This window comes from Niastella sp. OAS944 (genome assembly GCA_024809215.1).
GTDB lineage: Bacteria > Bacteroidota > Bacteroidia > Chitinophagales > Chitinophagaceae > Niastella.
Genome location: JANUBW010000001.1, coordinates 2,500,780 through 2,515,902, shown reverse-complemented (window position 1 = coordinate 2,515,902; position 15,123 = coordinate 2,500,780). Strand labels below are relative to the sequence as shown.

The window sequence follows — 15,123 nt, the reverse complement described above, 5'->3', positions numbered from 1 at the left end:
TTGAATGTCAATTGTATGTGGTTTGTTAATCTTCCTTTTTGATTGAGGGCGGAAGGAAAAAAAGATACACAGGATTGCTAATGATACAAGGTGTTTCAATGTGTAAGGTTAGGATCGTTATTTAACAATTTTAGGTGGCATCATTATGACACTATCTGTATAAAACGGCGCCAGAGCATAATTCTCCCAATTTACTGAAGAGTCGGGCTGTAAGCTAACTTCCCGAGGTAAGTGTAATAATTGGGCAAATAGTAGATGTAATTCATTTGGCTCCTGGTCGTTACCACAAGCAATTGAACGGGTGATCGTATTGCCATGCTTAATGGCAACAGCAAAGGAAAATCCATTACAGCACAAGGAGGCTGCATAGTTTTCTTTTAAAGAATCAACCGGTAGGTTTCTGACCTTATTCAAAATAGAGTTATATACATCTTTATCAAGCGTACCTTTATAGCCTGTGTTTATTTCGCTTTGCCCCAGGTCATAAACGCGAATATTCCGGTTGCTGTCTATTTCAAGGTACCTTTTGGGATCGGCAAAATAGATAGTGGTAGGAGTAATGTTATTGTGAGAATGTATTTTGGAATATTTTATGGTGTTCTGCTGTTTTTTTCCTGATAATAAAACGAGGGAATCTGCAGTGAGTTTTACAATGGTAAATTTATTCCGCCCCCTTGCTTTATCTTCTTCGCTTAGCAGGTATAAAGTGTCTTTCTCAATTTCATATTTTATAGCATCAAACGTATAAGGGGTACGGCACACGGAATCTTCAAACGATAAAAACTCAGTTTGATCATGTTCAAAACCTTCGCTTGTTTTTTGACCCAGCCAATCGCCTTTTATCAGGCTGGCATAGTCAGGTTTATTGTGATCACTGCATGAAAGCAACAGGCAGATAAATGATAATAAAGCTATATGTTTTGCCATATGCCAAAAGGGTTTGGTATGTAGATGCGGTAAAGTAAGTTCTTCATAAATAGTTAGAGGAAATTTGGTTGCCTAAGTGCCTGTATTTGTTTTAATAACTAAAGTTTTTAATAAAATCTTACTTTGCGAACGCAAAATACGAGCTCAAATAACAAAACTATATGAAGAAAGTATATGTCATAGATGCGGTTAGAACACCTATAGGCAAATATGGTGGCGCATTAAGTACTATTCGTCCCGACGACTTGCTGGCCCATGTGATAAGATCATTACTACAACGCAACGCCTCCATAGATGTAAATGCTATTGAAGATGTAATTGCCGGCGATGCCAACCAGGCGGGGGAAGACAACCGCAATGTGGCTCGCATGGCGGCCCTGTTGGCTGGTTTACCTGTAACCGTACCCGGTAACACCGTAAACCGTTTATGTGCATCGGGTTTACAGGCTATTATGGATGCTTCCCGCGCTATCATGTGTAGCGATGGTGATCTGATGATCGCCGGTGGTGTAGAAAGCATGACCCGCGCCCCTTTTGTACAACTTAAATCTTCCGGCGCCTGGAATCGTACCCCCGAAATGGTTGATAGTACCATTGGCTGGCGTTTTCCCAATAAAAAACTTACCGATAAATACTACCCTTACTCCATGGGTGAAACAGCCGAAAACGTTGCCAAACAATGGAACGTAAGTCGCCAGGCCCAGGATGAGTTTGCCCTGCAAAGCCAGGAAAAATATTTTGCTGCGCTGGCCAAAGGCAGATGGAAAGAAGAGATCAGTGGGGTAGAGATCTTTGGTGGTAAGGATGAAAAGATCTTTCTTGAAAAAGACGAACCACCACGCAGTACTTCGCTTGAAAAGCTAAGTTCATTACGTCCGGCGTTTATAAAAGATGGCACCGTTACCGCTGGTAATTCATCGGGCATCAATGATGGCGCTGCCGCCATGTTGCTGGCCAGTGAAGAGGCGGTGCAGAAATATAACCTTAAACCCCTGGCCCGTATAGTTTCGATGGCCGTTGCCGGCGTTGATCCGGCCATTATGGGTATTGGCCCAGTGCCGGCCAGCCAAAAGGCATTACAACGGGCAGGGCTAACAGCTGCCGACCTCGACCTGATTGAATTGAATGAAGCTTTTGCCGCCCAATCAATTGCCTGTATGCAGGACCTGAAGCTGGATGCTAACAAAGTAAATGTGAATGGTGGCTCCATTGCCATTGGCCACCCGCTGGGTTGCAGCGGTGTTCGTATATCTGCTACGCTGGTGCATGAAATGAAAAAGCGGGGCGCCAAATACGGGCTTGCTACCATGTGTGTAGGAGTAGGGCAGGGGGGCGCCATTGTGTATGAAGGGCTCTAATTTTTTCATACCCCAGGGAATAATTTATGCGGGAAACAGAACTAACCACGCTGATATATAAATACAATCCGTACGCGCGGTTTCTCGTTGTATTGTATATAATAAGCATGTTCATTATATGCCTGTTCACAAGCGACTGGCTTCCCATGTATATTATATGGCTGGCATTATGTTTATGGGCCATTCCCCTGGTATATGCTGCTGTTTCAAAAAAAACGGTCTTTAACTTCAGGGCGCTCGATAACCGTTTTCTTACACTTGCTCCATCACTCATAAAAGTAGGCAAACAAAAATTTCCCATTCAGGATATTGCAATTGAATTGCATGTAAATGCCTACGATGGGTTTATTTATGGCATCAGGCGCGAAGGGTTGTTAACGCCCCAAACATCATACGGTATAAATAATGAGCTACTGATAAGTTATAAAGGTGTTGCCTACGATTATGAGTTCCATTTGCGTAACTACGCTGATTATATTACGTTATGCGAGCTAGCCGATCGATGGCGGCAAGATGGCGTTCGGCTGACTGTAAAAGAAACATTTAACAGGGAATTTGTGAATAAGCAATTTATCAAGATGAACCGCCGGAAGAAATATTAGGCCGAGGGTAACTTCCGCATTTATTTAACACACGTTTACTTGCATGCGAAAAATGAATTTCTATTTTTGGTGTTCAATAAATGTACCCTATGCGAAAATGTTTACTTGTTTTTGGTTTATTAAGTACTTTTTTTATTCATGCCCAAACAAAGAAGCCGGTTGTTGAAAAGGAACTGGCTGCAGAGCCGTATACTGTTCTTGACAGCCATCCTCAAAAAAACCTCATCGTTGCCAGCGTGGGAAATGGTGACAACATGCGGTTTGCCCTGCTTGAATATGTTTCCAGAAAAAATATAACGCCATTTATATTCGAAAGGAGTTTTTCTTTTAATTCAAGCGATTATGTGCCGGTAAAGGTGAATTCAAAATGGGGCGTTATGAATACAAAAGGGCAGATAACAATTCCCTGCATTTATAGTGATCTTGGTTCCCTGACAATAGACGATGCGGTGTATTATATTGTAAAAAAAGATAGCCGGTATGGTGTTATTAATGCCCGGAATGAAAGCATAGTGCCATTCCTGTATGATTATATAAGTAAGGGAAGATATTCAGATTTTCTTCTTGAAATAGGAAAAGGTGGTAAAATAGGTGTGATGAATTTGGTGACCCGTAAAATGGTGATACCGTTCATATATGACAGAATGGAGGTGTTGTCAGCGAACCTGGTAAAAGTGGAGAAAAATAATCGTTATTCCATGGTTGACATGAGCGGGGCGCAGGCATTTTCTAACTGGTACACATATTTACAAATTAATTTTCAAAATGCATACGCTGTGGCTCAACTCAATGGTAAGAGGGGGGTGCTTAGCCTGACAGGAAAAGAGATCATTCCGTTCGAATATGAGGTGCTGCAGGACGCCATTGCTCCAGAAACATATTTTATTGGCGCAAAAGACGGAAAGTATGGGTTATTTGGACCCAACGGCGGTGTTGTATTGCCGGCCCGGTATGACATGGTTGAGGCTGCGGGATTCAATATGGTGAAGGTTACAAATAATAATAAAACAGGGATGGTGACAACTCAGGGGGCACCGGTACTTGCCATGGAATATGATGAGATTGTTAATAAGGGAAATTATTTCCTGCTAAAGAAGAATAATAGATATGGTTTTATTGGCCGTACCGGAAATCTAATTTTACCTGTTGAATACGATGCCCTGGAACAGATGATCACAGGAGAGAATTACAACATTTCTTATCTGCTGGCTACCAGAGATGGCAAAAAAGCAATTGTAGATGCTGCGACCGGTAAGCCCCTCTTTGATTTTATTTATGATGATCTGATCGGCGTCAGTAGTTATATTGAAGACCCGGAAGTTTTCGGGAACGCCATCATTGCTGTTAAGAATGGCAGGTACGGAATGATTGAAATGAACGGGAATATATTAGTGCCGTTTGTTTATGATGACCTGCAGTACCTGAATTCATTTTTAGTAATTGCCGGTAAGGATGGTAAATATGGAATAGTTGATGTATATAACAAAAATATAGTGCTGCCTTTGGAATACCAGTTTGTGAACTTCAATAACAATACGATCACAGCTTATAAAAACAGTTATGAAAAATACAGGGTTAGTGGTAATAAAATAACAAAGATGGCCAATTAAGCAACTTGTATCTAAATTCCCTAGTTTGCAGGTTCAAACCATATCATTATGAACCTGCAAACTGCTTTACTGCAATTAGAAAAACATATTCAGGAAGTACCTGAACATTTTAAACAATTCTCTACCGATGTACTGTTACAAAAGCCCGCCCCGGGCAAATGGTCGAAACAGGAAATACTGGGCCATCTTATAGATTCTGCTATAAATAACCTGAAGCGTTTTACCGATACCCAATACTTTCCACAACCATATACCGTTATACGTTACAACCAGGATGAACTGGTGGTAATTAACCGGTACCAGCAGTTACCGTTGGCGCATTTACTGCAATTATGGAGTGGATTGAATAAGCAAATACTAAACATTATCAGTACTATACCTGCAGATAAGTTGCTTTATACTGTGATCACTCCTTCTGGTGATCCAAAAACACTTGAGTGGCTTGCCATAGATTATGTTGAGCACATGGAGCATCATTTAAAACAAATTGGTTAATGGAGTTTAGCACTTTTATAATTGTAAAGAATACCGACAAAACTGTAAAGCTGGGCAGCGCAACTGTGCTGGGGTTGGTAATAGGCGCATTAATATTGGGCGTTACCGGTTTTGTTAAAGCTGCCAGTGTTTTATTTATACTGGCCGTTGTAGCAGGAATAATAATGTTCGCTATCAAGAAAGGTAATATACAGCCTTACATTTTATCAAAAACGAAGTTGATAATAACTCCTGCAACTATTAAAATAGGAGAGGTGGAGTATGAGATAGAGAAAGTAAAGGACCTGAAGTTTGTTATACATTCCTATGCGGGGCTCAGGTATTCTGAAGGCAAAAGCAGGTTCTATCAAACCTCAGATGGCACGTTGAATTATGTATCGTTTACTATAGATGGAAGAGACGTTGGTTGCCGTTATTATTTAAATAGCGAAAAGCATACGTTTATTTTATGCCAGGTATTACAGCAGTTCTATTATCAAAAGGTGCCTTTTGTTGAAGCTGACCGCGATGGCAACCAAACATATTTGCTAAAGCGGTTGAATGAAGAAGAATTAGCCGCATTTAAAACTAAATACGGCTATTGAATTTTCTACACCAGTTTATATAATAACTTCTTTACCATTCGGTAATTGGTCAACAGCGATAACCCAATTAAAAATACGGCAGTGGAAAGAACTGCCCAGTGAAGCATTGACGATAGTTCGGGCCTATCGAACATTGCGAAATGGTGAAAGGCCCATTGCATGCCTTCGGTAAGCACCAATGCAAACAGCACAACCATTATATATACCGGAATAAATTGCTTCGATACATTTTTGCTAAGCCAGTTGGGCGAATAACCAAGCATAAGCAATAATTGTAAGTTGTCTTTACTGCGCGCTATCATTAGCTGCAAATAAAAGGAGAACAGCATTAATGCCAGTATAACCACCAGTAAACCGAAAATACCCAGTCCGCTAAAGATGCCTTGCAGCACCTGTTTAACGCGGCCGAATTTTGTTTTGTCCTTGTTTACTTTATAATTCTTTTGTTGCAGGTAAGAAAGGAACTCGGGATTGTTGGCATCCTGGGTTTTTATGTATAAGCGGCTTGCTTTTACATCGGTTGTATTACCGAACTTTTTATTGGCCCAGTCGAGAAAGTTTTTAGGAACAATAATAGAGTTAACCCTATCGCTAAGCGCTACTATAGAGGCGCGGAAGGTTTGTTTTTCTCCATTTGGTCCGAAACAGGTTATATATACCATTACCTGCGATGCGGTGCTTTCAGACAGTTGCGGTAACCCATAACCGGGTGCAAACACATTGTATATTTCCAGGAAATCGCTGGAAAAAACGATGGGCACATAATCCTGCCCTTCTTTCCAGTTAAAGTTGGGCGGTACTGTATCAATGAACTTATCATCCAGCGACTCAAGGAACATATCGGTACTGAAAGGAATGATATCGCCGGCGCTTAACTGTACCCTGAAGCGGTTGGCGGTAAGCGGCGATACGCCCTGAACAAAGGGTTTATTGCTTATGTCTTTTATATCATTTTCATTGAACAGGTTCTTTTCCAGCTGGCCCATGGTCTCGTTGGTTATGGTCTTCGATATCGAAATGAAATCGTAACCTTCTTTACGTTGGGTTTCGCCACCTAACAACTGCTGTATGTTGATGTACATTTGAATAGAGCACAACAACAGCAATACGCCAATGCCTAAACCAATATAAGAGAACCAGCGCGAACCGGTGTTGGTACCGGTTTGCAATAAAGTGCGAATGGGTTTAAATGATACTGACACGGGAAAAGATTACAAATGAAACAATCGGGTGTACGGGAAAAAGTCAATGCGTTCAAGATCGGCAAAGATGATGGCGGCATTGCGCAATCTGGCTTCCTCCAGCATCAATTGCATCGCGTTCTGCGAGTTCTTATCGTCGAGGTGACTGAATGGTTCATCGAGCAACAGGAAATCGAAGGGCTGCATTAATGCGCGAATGATGGCAACACGCTGCTGTTCGCCATACGAGCAAATACGGCTTTTGTTATTCAACTTGCTGCCAATGCCCAGGCGCTCCGTCATTTCCTTTATCTTTTCTGCAGGGTGAAAGGGATTCAGTTGTCTCTTCAACTCTATATTCTCATAAACAGTTTGCTCGGGAAACAAACGCAGGTCCTGGAAAACAATGCTCACATGGTCTTTTCGATAGCCGGCCCAGTCTTCTGCAGTATACTTTCGCACATCGTTATTATTATAAACAATGTTACCGTTATACTCATTGCGCAGGCCATACAAAAAGTGCATGAGCGATGATTTACCGCTGCCCGAAGGGGCTACGATCTTTACATACTCACCTTTGTTGAAAGTCAGGTCCTTTCGCCACACCTCAGAATTGTTGCGTTGACTTTCGTCGAAATAAACCGGTAAGAGTTGCTGTAATTGAAGTTGCATGTTGGCCGGTGATTACTTTAATTCAAACAACAAGCCTGCCCGTTGGTAGTGTTCCGGTGAGCAGGCTTGTTCCTAATGTTGTGTAATATAATTAATACTAGTGTAAAGCTGGTTCAAGCGCGGCCATGCTCATGGAAGCCGGGTCGCTAACTTTTACCTGTGCATCGTAAGGGCTGCGTTTGCTGCGCGTCAATTTCACAATAGTATCAATATATTTGTTCAGTTGCTTCAGGCTGTTGGTGCTTTTGTCAACCAGGTTAATTTCTGCTTCACCGGTGTAAGCGCCATTTTCTGTACCACTGCTAAGCATATAGATATCCTGCCACATATTGATTGAGGCATCCAACGCTGCTTTGGCACTGCTATCGGTAGCCAAAGGTGAAGTTGATTTCAGGATCTGTTGTACATTAATATAACCGCCAAATGATTTACCGCTAATACGTTTGGCAAAGTCTAAATTGCTATTGCCACCACTTAAAAAGCCATTTACCTGCTCGGGTGAATTACTTACCGCAAACCAATCGTTGTTCAATTGGAAGTGGATATCTTTTGTAAAGTTGCCAAGCTCCTGCGACTTTGATTGTATAATACCAAACAGTTTGTCAAAAGAAGGTTTGTCATTTACCGAAGTAGCAAACAACACTTTTGCAGTTGGTTCAGGTATGGTTGGCATATCCTGAGATGCTTCTCCATATGAGCGTGCTTTTACTTCAAGATCGGTTACTGAAATAAGCACATCGCCTTTGGTTGCTTTCACAAACTCGTCGGTACTGTAATTTACGCTGCTTAATGCGCTGTTTACAAAACCATCAACGCCCAGCAATTTCATCAGTTCTTTGAAACCTTCGGGTTTATATTTAAATGCAAATGCTGCTAATACATTTTTTGAAGGAATGCGGTTGATGGTTGCTTCGCTTACTTTTTCACCACCGTATTTCTTAATCAGCTCTGTCAGTTGCTTATTGTACCATGCCTTTGACTTTAAGGTGATCTTACCATTGTCGAAGTTAACGGTTGTACCGTAGGCATTGCCTTCGAACAACACGCTTAACTTAACCATTGATAATAAGCCGCCGAGGCTGTTGCCATATTGTTCGGCATTTACCCAGTAATGAACATCGCCGGTTTCTTTTAACAATGATGCAAAACGTTCGTCGTTTGCCAGGTTGTTTTTACCGGGCAGGTCGAACAACTCAACCGCAAACTTTTGTAAGCTGTCGGTTTTAAATGCGAAAGGTTCGTCGCCATTGCCTCTACCCATACTGGCGTATGCATTGGGCATAGGCATATCGGCGATATACACAAAACGGTTGGCGGTCCAGCTTACCAGGCTTTTAAGGCCGGTGTTAAGTACGCTAACATCGCCATTCTTAACTACTTTACCGCCTTTGTTAACTTCAGTGGCAAACTTTTCAAAAGCAGCAGCGTCTTTTAAGCCGCCTTCAACTACCAGGTAACCACCCTGGCCGCGTTGTTTCATAAAGAAGGCCAGGTCGCCCTGAAGATCAACACCTGTGCCGGCCGGGTTTTCAAGGGTTTTGCGGGCAAATGAATCGGTTTCGTTGTTATAAACCTCTTTAAACCATTCTGTTTGCTGAATTTCCTGCCAGCTCACTTTAGAGGTAAGGGATTTAACGTCTACATGTACAGCTACAGAAGCATCTTTGGGTATGGCTATACCTGTTTTGTTGCTTTTGCAGGATACGATACCTGATATTACGACTGTAAGTAATATCAGGCTTATTCGGTTTCGTTGCATATCATGGGTTTGTTTAGAAATAGAGCTCAAATAAACAATTTATTACTAAGGTTGGCAAGTGCCACCGTTTCCTGGACGCCGGTTTTTAGATTTTTTACAACGCCCGTATTATTTTGTATTTCCTGACTGCCAATAATTACAATAAAACCAATATTTTTCTTTTCGGCATACTTGAACTGTTTGTCCATTTTGGCCTGCTCGTGGTATAATTCGCACCTAATGCCCTGTTTGCGTAGCGATTGCATGGCTGTAAAGGCGGCGCTGCTTTCTGCGGGGCCTAAATTAAAGAACAGCACCTGGGTGCCGGTATATACGCCCTCGGGAAACAATTTAAGCTCTTCCAGCACATCATAGATCCTGTCGACCCCAAAACTAATGCCCACGCCGGGGATATCGGGTACGCCAAACAGCCCTGTGAGGTCATCGTAACGGCCGCCGCCGCCAATGCTGCCCATTTTAACGGTAGCAGGGGCTTTGGCTTCGAAAATGATGCCGGTATAATAGTTAAGGCCGCGGGCAAGAGTAAAGTCGATGATGAGGTTGCCGATACCGGCCTGGCTGTTCACATATTCCAATTCTTCAATACCCTTTTTACCGGTTTCAAGGTGACCGAGCAATGCAGCAATCTGTTGCAGCTTTTCTTCATTGCTGCCATCGATGCTGAGGTACTTTTCAATAGTGGCTATTTGTGCTTCGTTCAAACCGCGTTGCGCCAGTTCTTCTTTAACCTTATCAATGCCTATTTTATCGAGTTTGTCGATAGCGATGGTAATGTCAACCATTTTTTCCATACCGCCACAAAATTCTGCCAGGGCGGCCAGGATCTTACGGCTATTGATGCGAAGTTCATAACCGGTTAGTCCCAGTTGGTTGAATACTTCGTTATAAATATTAACGAGCTCCACTTCATTTAGCAGTGATTTGCTGCCCACCACATCGGCATCGCATTGGTAAAATTCGCGGTAGCGGCCACGTTGTGGTTTGTCGGCACGCCAAACCGGTTGTATCTGGTAGCGTTTAAAGGGAAAAGTGAGTTGCCCCTGGTTCATGGCCACATAGCGTGCAAACGGAATGGTTAGATCGTATTTGAGTGCGCGTTCGGTAATACCTTCTACATTTTTTCCTTCCAGTACTTTTTCAAAATTCGTGCGGGCCTCTTCCGGTTTTTTGGGCAGGCCGTTATTAAGAATTCTAAAGATGAGTTTATCGCCCTCTTCGCCATATTTGCCCATAAGGGTTTCCAGGTTTTCCATGGCTGGTGTTTCCAGTGGTTGAAAACCGTACAGTTCAAATACATTGCGAATGGTATTGAAAATATATTGTCGTTTGCGAACCACCTCTGGTCCGAAGTCTCTTGTACCCTGTGGTAATGATGGTTTAGACATTTATAGTTACCTGATTTTTTAAACTCGCTATTATTAAATGTTGAATTGAATACTTACTTCTACATTCGGCGTTCGTCATTCAGTATTCGATATTTATCAATGATCTTATCGCACGCTTTGTCGATCATGGCGTACACTTCATGATATCCGGGTTCGGTGCCATACCAGGGGTCGGGCACATCCATATTTTTACCGGGATGCAATTCATTCATGAGTAGTTCAACTTTGGTGGCGTCAAAGTCTTTACGGGCAATGCGCTGCATTTCATCAATTACATCTTCGGCCATGGCGTATATTTTATCATACTGCCTGAAATCAGTAGCCGTAAACCGGCGGGCGCGTTGATGGCTGATGTCGACACCGTTTAGTAGTGCCACTTTTTGCGATAGATGGTGTGGGGCTTCGCCCACATGGTAGCCATTGGTGCCGGCGCTGTCGATGGTCCACGACAGTCCTTCCTGTTTTGCTTTTTGTTGTAAAATGCCTTCGGCCAGCGGGCTTCTGCAAATATTGCCGAGGCAAACCATTAAAATCTTCATAGCCGGCAAAGATAGTTTGTTGTTTGTAGTTTGTTGTTTGTAGTTTATAGTTGTTCAATTTCCAGCCTCGCTAAAACAACTTACCTCAAATCGGCAGGGCTCAGCAGTTTGCCCTCACGGCTTGAATCCTGGAAATTACCAAACCCAACAACAAACCTAAACCTCAAACCACAAACCGTTTTATGGAATTCCCCCGCCCCTGCATCTCATTTTTTGAATAAAGTCATTAAACCCGGGATTTTCGTAACGTGTTTATTTCTTATCTTGCCCGGACCCTAAAAATGTACTCATGGACGAGGATTTTGACGATAAAAAACAAAGGGCTTATATCAACAGACGGGCTATAATGGATCTGGGCATGGGACTTATTTATTCCGGCATGGCCGTGGTAATGTTCTTCGCCGAAAAGTTTGGACTGGGCGCAGTTTTTACTCCGCCTTTTAACTACATTTTTGGTGGACTGTGTTTGTTGTATGGCGGATTCAGGGTTTACCGCGGTATAAAAAGAGACTATTTAAAGTAGCACATTTTTCTGCGCAGCCACTAAAAGACTGCATCAGAAATTGCAATAGACACATGTAATCTGGCAGCAGCCTGTATTAAAATCTGATTAAACTAACAGATTGAAAATGAGGTTTCTCCAGGCTTTGATAACTAAGAAGATACTAAGATGAAATGGATAGGGTTAGCTCGTCCGGCGTTCCGGGGATTAGTAATGCTCAGCTGCATTAATTTATTTGCAACCGCATGTAGCTCACATAAGAAAGGCCCCGTGCCCCCCCAGGAAACTACAACCAGCGGCACCATTCGCATAAGTGTGGATGAAAGTTTTAAGCCGGTAATTGACTCGCAGATAAAAGTTTTTGAATCACAACATCCCGACGCACACATTATAGTAAATTATAAGCCCGAGGCAGACTGCCTGCGCGATCTGAATGTTGACAGTATTCGCATGGTTATTGTAACAAGAGGTTTGAGTGAGACCGAGTTAAGTACGCTTACCAATAAGTTGCAATACAAACCGGCATTCGGCGCCCTTGCCTGGGATGCAGTGGCCGTAATTGTAAACAATAAGGTAAAGGACACGCTGTTCTCCATGCAAGACATTCGATCAATTGCAAAAGGCACCAGCGGCTATAAATACAAAATGCTGCTCGACGGAAAAACAGCCACCAGTACGGTGCGTTTTGTGGTTGATTCGTTGCTGAAAGGACAACCTTTGAGCAGTAACATCGTAGCTGCGCAAAATACCGAGGGGGTAATTGACTATGTTTCTAAAAATGAAGACGCTATAGGGCTGCTTGGCGTAAGTTGGATTGGGAATAAAGATGACACAACGCAACTAAGTTTCCTAAAAAAAGTTAAAATTGCACAAATAGAAAGTAAGCAAAAAACGGAGAGTGGCATATACGTTGATCCGGTGCAATATAACATTGCGAAAGACAGGTATCCGATGATAAGGCCCCTTTACTATATTTTAAAGGAAAATTACGACGGGCTTGGCAACGGTTTTGCAAATTTTCTTATCTACGAAAAAGGACAGAAGATATTTTATCGGGCATACTTATTGCCTGCGAGAATGGGGTTTGACAGAAGACCGATGCAAATTTCTAATTAGTTTTTAATCAGCGGATTCCTAATTCATTATAAAACTTTAAAAAAATAGCGACTTACAATGAGCAAGCGATTCATCAGTTTTGTAACCATGGTTGTACTGGGTAGCAACATGCTATTTGCCCAGAGTGTGGAGCAGGGGAGGAAGTTCTTTTATTACGAGCGGTACAAAAGTGCCAGGGAAAATTTTGAAAAGGTACTGGCTTCGAATCCGAACAATATTGAGGCAACATACTGGCTTGGACAAACAATGCTGGAGCAGAAAGATTCTACAGCAGCTAAAAACCTCTATTCGAAAGCCCTGCAATCGAATGGCAATGCCCCTCTTATACTTGTTGGCATGGGTGAAATAGAACTGCGCGAAGGCAAAACCAACGATGCACGCCAACGTTTTGAAACTGCCATTTCCCTCACAAAAGCAAAAGACATAGAAGTTTTTAATGCTATTGGCCGTGCTAACGTAAACGAAAAAGCTGGCGATGCCACTTATGCCATCGAAAAGCTGAACCTGGCCACGCAGGTAAAAGGATTTAAAGATCCTGAGACTTACATCATCATGGGCGATGCTTACCGTAAATTAATTGATGGTGGTAATGCCATTACTTCTTATACAAAAGCCCTGGGTCTCGATCCCAAATTAGCCGAAGCACACCACAAGATCGCCAAGATCTATCTTACCCAGCGGAATGCCGAAATGTTCCTGCCTGGTTTTGATAAAGCCATCGAGGCTGATGCTGCTTATGCACCTACTTACTTTGAATTATTCTACTACTGGTACTTCAAAGACGTAAATAAAGCGGCTCCTTACCTGGAGAAATTTGCCGCTAATTCAGATCAGGGTGCTGATGTTGAATATTTGAAAACCGACTTCCTCTATGCTTCTGGCAAATTTGCTGAGGCAAAAGATAAAGCGTTGAGCCTGATCAGCCAATTTGGGGATAAAGTTGCCCCTCGTATGTATAAAATGGTGGCCTATGCCTGCGATACCCTCAAAGACATGAGCTGTGCCAACAAATACATAACTGACTATTTTGCTAAACAAAATCCCGACGATATCGTGTCTGCCGACTACGAAGAGCTGGCAAACATCAACCTGCAAACACCAGGCAGCGAAGCCCAGGCTTTTGTAAACCTGCAAAAAGCGGTTGAAAAAGATACAGTTGCAGAGAACAAGATCAAATACATCAACAAAGCGGCTGCACTGGCTAAAAAACAAGGCGATCGCAAACAGGAAGCTAACTGGCTGGGTATTGCTTACAGCCTGAAAAAAGAGCCTACTCAAACTGACCTGTATAATTGGGGTATGGCTAACTACCAGGCAGCCAATTATACTACAGCCGACAGCATTTTCTGCGGTGTTTATCAAACCAAATATCCCGATCAGATCTTTGGTTATTTGTGGTGTGCCCGTGCCAAACAGGCTATGGACACTGCTATGACCACAGGAATTGCCGTAGCGCCTTACGAAAAACTGGCAGAAATGGCTGCAAAGCTTGATTCTGTTAAGTTCAAATCGCAGATCATAAACTCATATATGTACCTGGCCCAGTATTCCAATGACGCTAAAAAAGATCCTAAAGCGGCATTGGCGTATGTGGAAAAGATCCTGGCTATTGATCCTGCAAATCAGTTTGCCACTGCAGCTAAACCTGCTTTGCAAAAACTGATCAACAAACCAGCCAGCCCGGCCCCTGCTCCTAAAAAGACAACCGGTGCTACCAAATCTGGCGCAGCTGCCAAAAAATAGCCGTTAACATTCGGTAAACAAAGCAGTAAACGCATCATATTCAGTCCCCCCGGACAGATTTTTTAAAAATCTGACGGGGGGATTTGTATTTTAATCTGTTAAGAAGTTGAAAATATAAAACCCTGTCTTATTTTTGCCCCTAAACCAAAACGGGTTATGATTATGTACCTGTTACAAGTCCAAGTTTCCACCGTTGCCCAAGATCCCAATAGTTCCTTCTGGTATCTCCCTATTGCTATTCAATTAATTTTCGCGATCATTTTTGTTGCCGGAATGATGGGCGTTACCCACTGGCTGGGGCCCAAACGTAATACAGCCGACAAGTTAGAGACCTTTACGAGTGGTATTAAAAGCCATGGCGACGCACGTCAGCCTATGGCCATTAAGTACTTCCTGGTAGCGATCTTATTTGTATTGTTCGATGTGGAGGTTATCTTTTTCTACCCCTATGCAGTAAACTTTAAAGAGCTGGGTTGGAGTGGGTTCGGTGCTGTATTGATGTTCATTGCATTTTTTCTGTGTGGCTTTATATACATAATTAAGAAAGGAGCGTTAAAGTGGGAAGACTAAACACCAATGTGCTAATGAGATAATGTGCTGATATGCTAATGGTTTTTTAATACCAAAAGCAGAAACTTACAAGATTGTGA

The 15,123-nt window shown here is 42.5% G+C and carries 15 protein-coding genes; 9 read left to right on the top strand and 6 right to left on the bottom strand.

Annotated features, from left to right (window positions below):
* Positions 1 to 117: 117 nt before the first annotated feature.
* Positions 118 to 927: a hypothetical protein gene (locus GGD38_RS09585; RefSeq protein WP_375298218.1), complete on the bottom strand. Its 810-nt coding sequence runs from the start codon at positions 925 to 927 to the stop codon at positions 118 to 120.
* Between the two features lie 161 nt (positions 928 to 1,088).
* Between GGD38_RS09585 and GGD38_RS09580 the strand changes: the two genes are divergently transcribed.
* From GGD38_RS09580 to GGD38_RS09560, 5 genes are all read left to right on the top strand, one after another.
* Positions 1,089 to 2,285, top strand: a complete 1,197-nt coding sequence (locus tag GGD38_RS09580; protein WP_375298219.1) for a thiolase family protein — start codon at positions 1,089 to 1,091, stop codon at positions 2,283 to 2,285.
* A 26-nt stretch (positions 2,286 to 2,311) separates the two neighbouring features.
* A complete protein-coding gene (locus GGD38_RS09575) occupies positions 2,312 to 2,887 on the top strand; it encodes a hypothetical protein (RefSeq protein WP_375298220.1) in 576 nt (191 codons plus the stop codon).
* A gap of 89 nt (positions 2,888 to 2,976) precedes the next feature.
* Positions 2,977 to 4,497 (top strand): WG repeat-containing protein, encoded by a 1,521-nt coding sequence (locus GGD38_RS09570; RefSeq protein WP_375298221.1) that lies wholly within the window; start codon positions 2,977 to 2,979, stop codon positions 4,495 to 4,497.
* Between the two features lie 48 nt (positions 4,498 to 4,545).
* Positions 4,546 to 4,992: a DinB family protein gene (locus tag GGD38_RS09565; protein WP_375298222.1), complete on the top strand. Its 447-nt coding sequence runs from the start codon at positions 4,546 to 4,548 to the stop codon at positions 4,990 to 4,992.
* Positions 4,992 to 5,576 (top strand): hypothetical protein, encoded by a 585-nt coding sequence (locus tag GGD38_RS09560; RefSeq protein ID WP_375298223.1) that lies wholly within the window; start codon positions 4,992 to 4,994, stop codon positions 5,574 to 5,576. The genes GGD38_RS09565 and GGD38_RS09560 overlap by 1 nt, the downstream gene beginning before the upstream one ends.
* Before the next feature lie 5 nt (positions 5,577 to 5,581).
* Here GGD38_RS09560 and GGD38_RS09555 read toward each other — a convergent pair whose 3' ends face one another.
* The 5 genes from GGD38_RS09555 to GGD38_RS09535 all read right to left on the bottom strand — a co-directional run bounded on the left by GGD38_RS09555 (position 5,582) and on the right by GGD38_RS09535 (position 11,112).
* The gene (locus GGD38_RS09555) at positions 5,582 to 6,778 is read right to left on the bottom strand and encodes a hypothetical protein (RefSeq protein ID WP_375298224.1); all 1,197 of its coding nucleotides are present in this window, start codon (positions 6,776 to 6,778) and stop codon (positions 5,582 to 5,584) included.
* Between the two features lie 9 nt (positions 6,779 to 6,787).
* Positions 6,788 to 7,429 (bottom strand): ATP-binding cassette domain-containing protein, encoded by a 642-nt coding sequence (locus GGD38_RS09550; RefSeq protein ID WP_375298225.1) that lies wholly within the window; start codon positions 7,427 to 7,429, stop codon positions 6,788 to 6,790.
* Positions 7,430 to 7,526: 97 nt separating this feature from the next.
* Complete coding sequence (locus GGD38_RS09545; RefSeq protein WP_375298226.1) at positions 7,527 to 9,188, bottom strand: DUF4836 family protein; 1,662 nt, start codon at positions 9,186 to 9,188, stop codon at positions 7,527 to 7,529.
* Between the two features lie 26 nt (positions 9,189 to 9,214).
* Entirely contained in the window at positions 9,215 to 10,573 is a 1,359-nt protein-coding gene (gene hisS / locus GGD38_RS09540) for a histidine--tRNA ligase (protein WP_375298227.1), read from the bottom strand.
* Positions 10,574 to 10,632: 59 nt separating this feature from the next.
* Positions 10,633 to 11,112, bottom strand: a complete 480-nt coding sequence (locus tag GGD38_RS09535; protein WP_375298228.1) for a low molecular weight protein-tyrosine-phosphatase — start codon at positions 11,110 to 11,112, stop codon at positions 10,633 to 10,635.
* A 289-nt stretch (positions 11,113 to 11,401) separates the two neighbouring features.
* Between GGD38_RS09535 and GGD38_RS09530 the strand changes: the two genes are divergently transcribed.
* The 4 genes from GGD38_RS09530 (at position 11,402) to GGD38_RS09515 (ending at position 15,043) form a co-directional block, all read left to right on the top strand.
* Positions 11,402 to 11,635 (top strand): hypothetical protein, encoded by a 234-nt coding sequence (locus GGD38_RS09530; protein WP_375298229.1) that lies wholly within the window; start codon positions 11,402 to 11,404, stop codon positions 11,633 to 11,635.
* Between the two features lie 249 nt (positions 11,636 to 11,884).
* Complete coding sequence (locus GGD38_RS09525) at positions 11,885 to 12,730, top strand: PstS family phosphate ABC transporter substrate-binding protein (protein WP_375298230.1); 846 nt, start codon at positions 11,885 to 11,887, stop codon at positions 12,728 to 12,730.
* Positions 12,731 to 12,787: 57 nt separating this feature from the next.
* Positions 12,788 to 14,473 (top strand): tetratricopeptide repeat protein, encoded by a 1,686-nt coding sequence (locus GGD38_RS09520; RefSeq protein WP_375298231.1) that lies wholly within the window; start codon positions 12,788 to 12,790, stop codon positions 14,471 to 14,473.
* Positions 14,474 to 14,635: 162 nt separating this feature from the next.
* Positions 14,636 to 15,043 carry an NADH-quinone oxidoreductase subunit A gene (locus tag GGD38_RS09515; RefSeq protein ID WP_375298232.1) on the top strand — a complete coding sequence of 136 codons (408 nt, stop codon included), beginning with the start codon at positions 14,636 to 14,638 and terminating at the stop codon, positions 15,041 to 15,043.
* Positions 15,044 to 15,123: the final 80 nt, after the last annotated feature.

Excerpts from the sequence above, each read along its gene's own strand:
- GGD38_RS09575 (WP_375298220.1), top strand. The coding sequence starts at position 2,312 with ATGCGGGAAACAGAACTAACCACGCTGATATATAAATACAATCCGTAC.
- GGD38_RS09520 (WP_375298231.1), top strand. The coding sequence starts at position 12,788 with ATGAGCAAGCGATTCATCAGTTTTGTAACCATGGTTGTACTGGGTAGC.
- GGD38_RS09580 (WP_375298219.1), top strand. The coding sequence starts at position 1,089 with ATGAAGAAAGTATATGTCATAGATGCGGTTAGAACACCTATAGGCAAA.
- hisS (WP_375298227.1), bottom strand. The coding sequence starts at position 10,573 with ATGTCTAAACCATCATTACCACAGGGTACAAGAGACTTCGGACCAGAG.
- GGD38_RS09585 (WP_375298218.1), bottom strand. The coding sequence starts at position 927 with ATGGCAAAACATATAGCTTTATTATCATTTATCTGCCTGTTGCTTTCA.
- GGD38_RS09550 (WP_375298225.1), bottom strand. The coding sequence starts at position 7,429 with ATGCAACTTCAATTACAGCAACTCTTACCGGTTTATTTCGACGAAAGT.
- GGD38_RS09515 (WP_375298232.1), top strand. The coding sequence starts at position 14,636 with ATGTACCTGTTACAAGTCCAAGTTTCCACCGTTGCCCAAGATCCCAAT.
- GGD38_RS09545 (WP_375298226.1), bottom strand. The coding sequence starts at position 9,188 with ATGCAACGAAACCGAATAAGCCTGATATTACTTACAGTCGTAATATCA.
- GGD38_RS09535 (WP_375298228.1), bottom strand. The coding sequence starts at position 11,112 with ATGAAGATTTTAATGGTTTGCCTCGGCAATATTTGCAGAAGCCCGCTG.
- GGD38_RS09560 (WP_375298223.1), top strand. The coding sequence starts at position 4,992 with ATGGAGTTTAGCACTTTTATAATTGTAAAGAATACCGACAAAACTGTA.
- GGD38_RS09565 (WP_375298222.1), top strand. The coding sequence starts at position 4,546 with ATGAACCTGCAAACTGCTTTACTGCAATTAGAAAAACATATTCAGGAA.
- GGD38_RS09570 (WP_375298221.1), top strand. The coding sequence starts at position 2,977 with ATGCGAAAATGTTTACTTGTTTTTGGTTTATTAAGTACTTTTTTTATT.
- GGD38_RS09530 (WP_375298229.1), top strand. The coding sequence starts at position 11,402 with ATGGACGAGGATTTTGACGATAAAAAACAAAGGGCTTATATCAACAGA.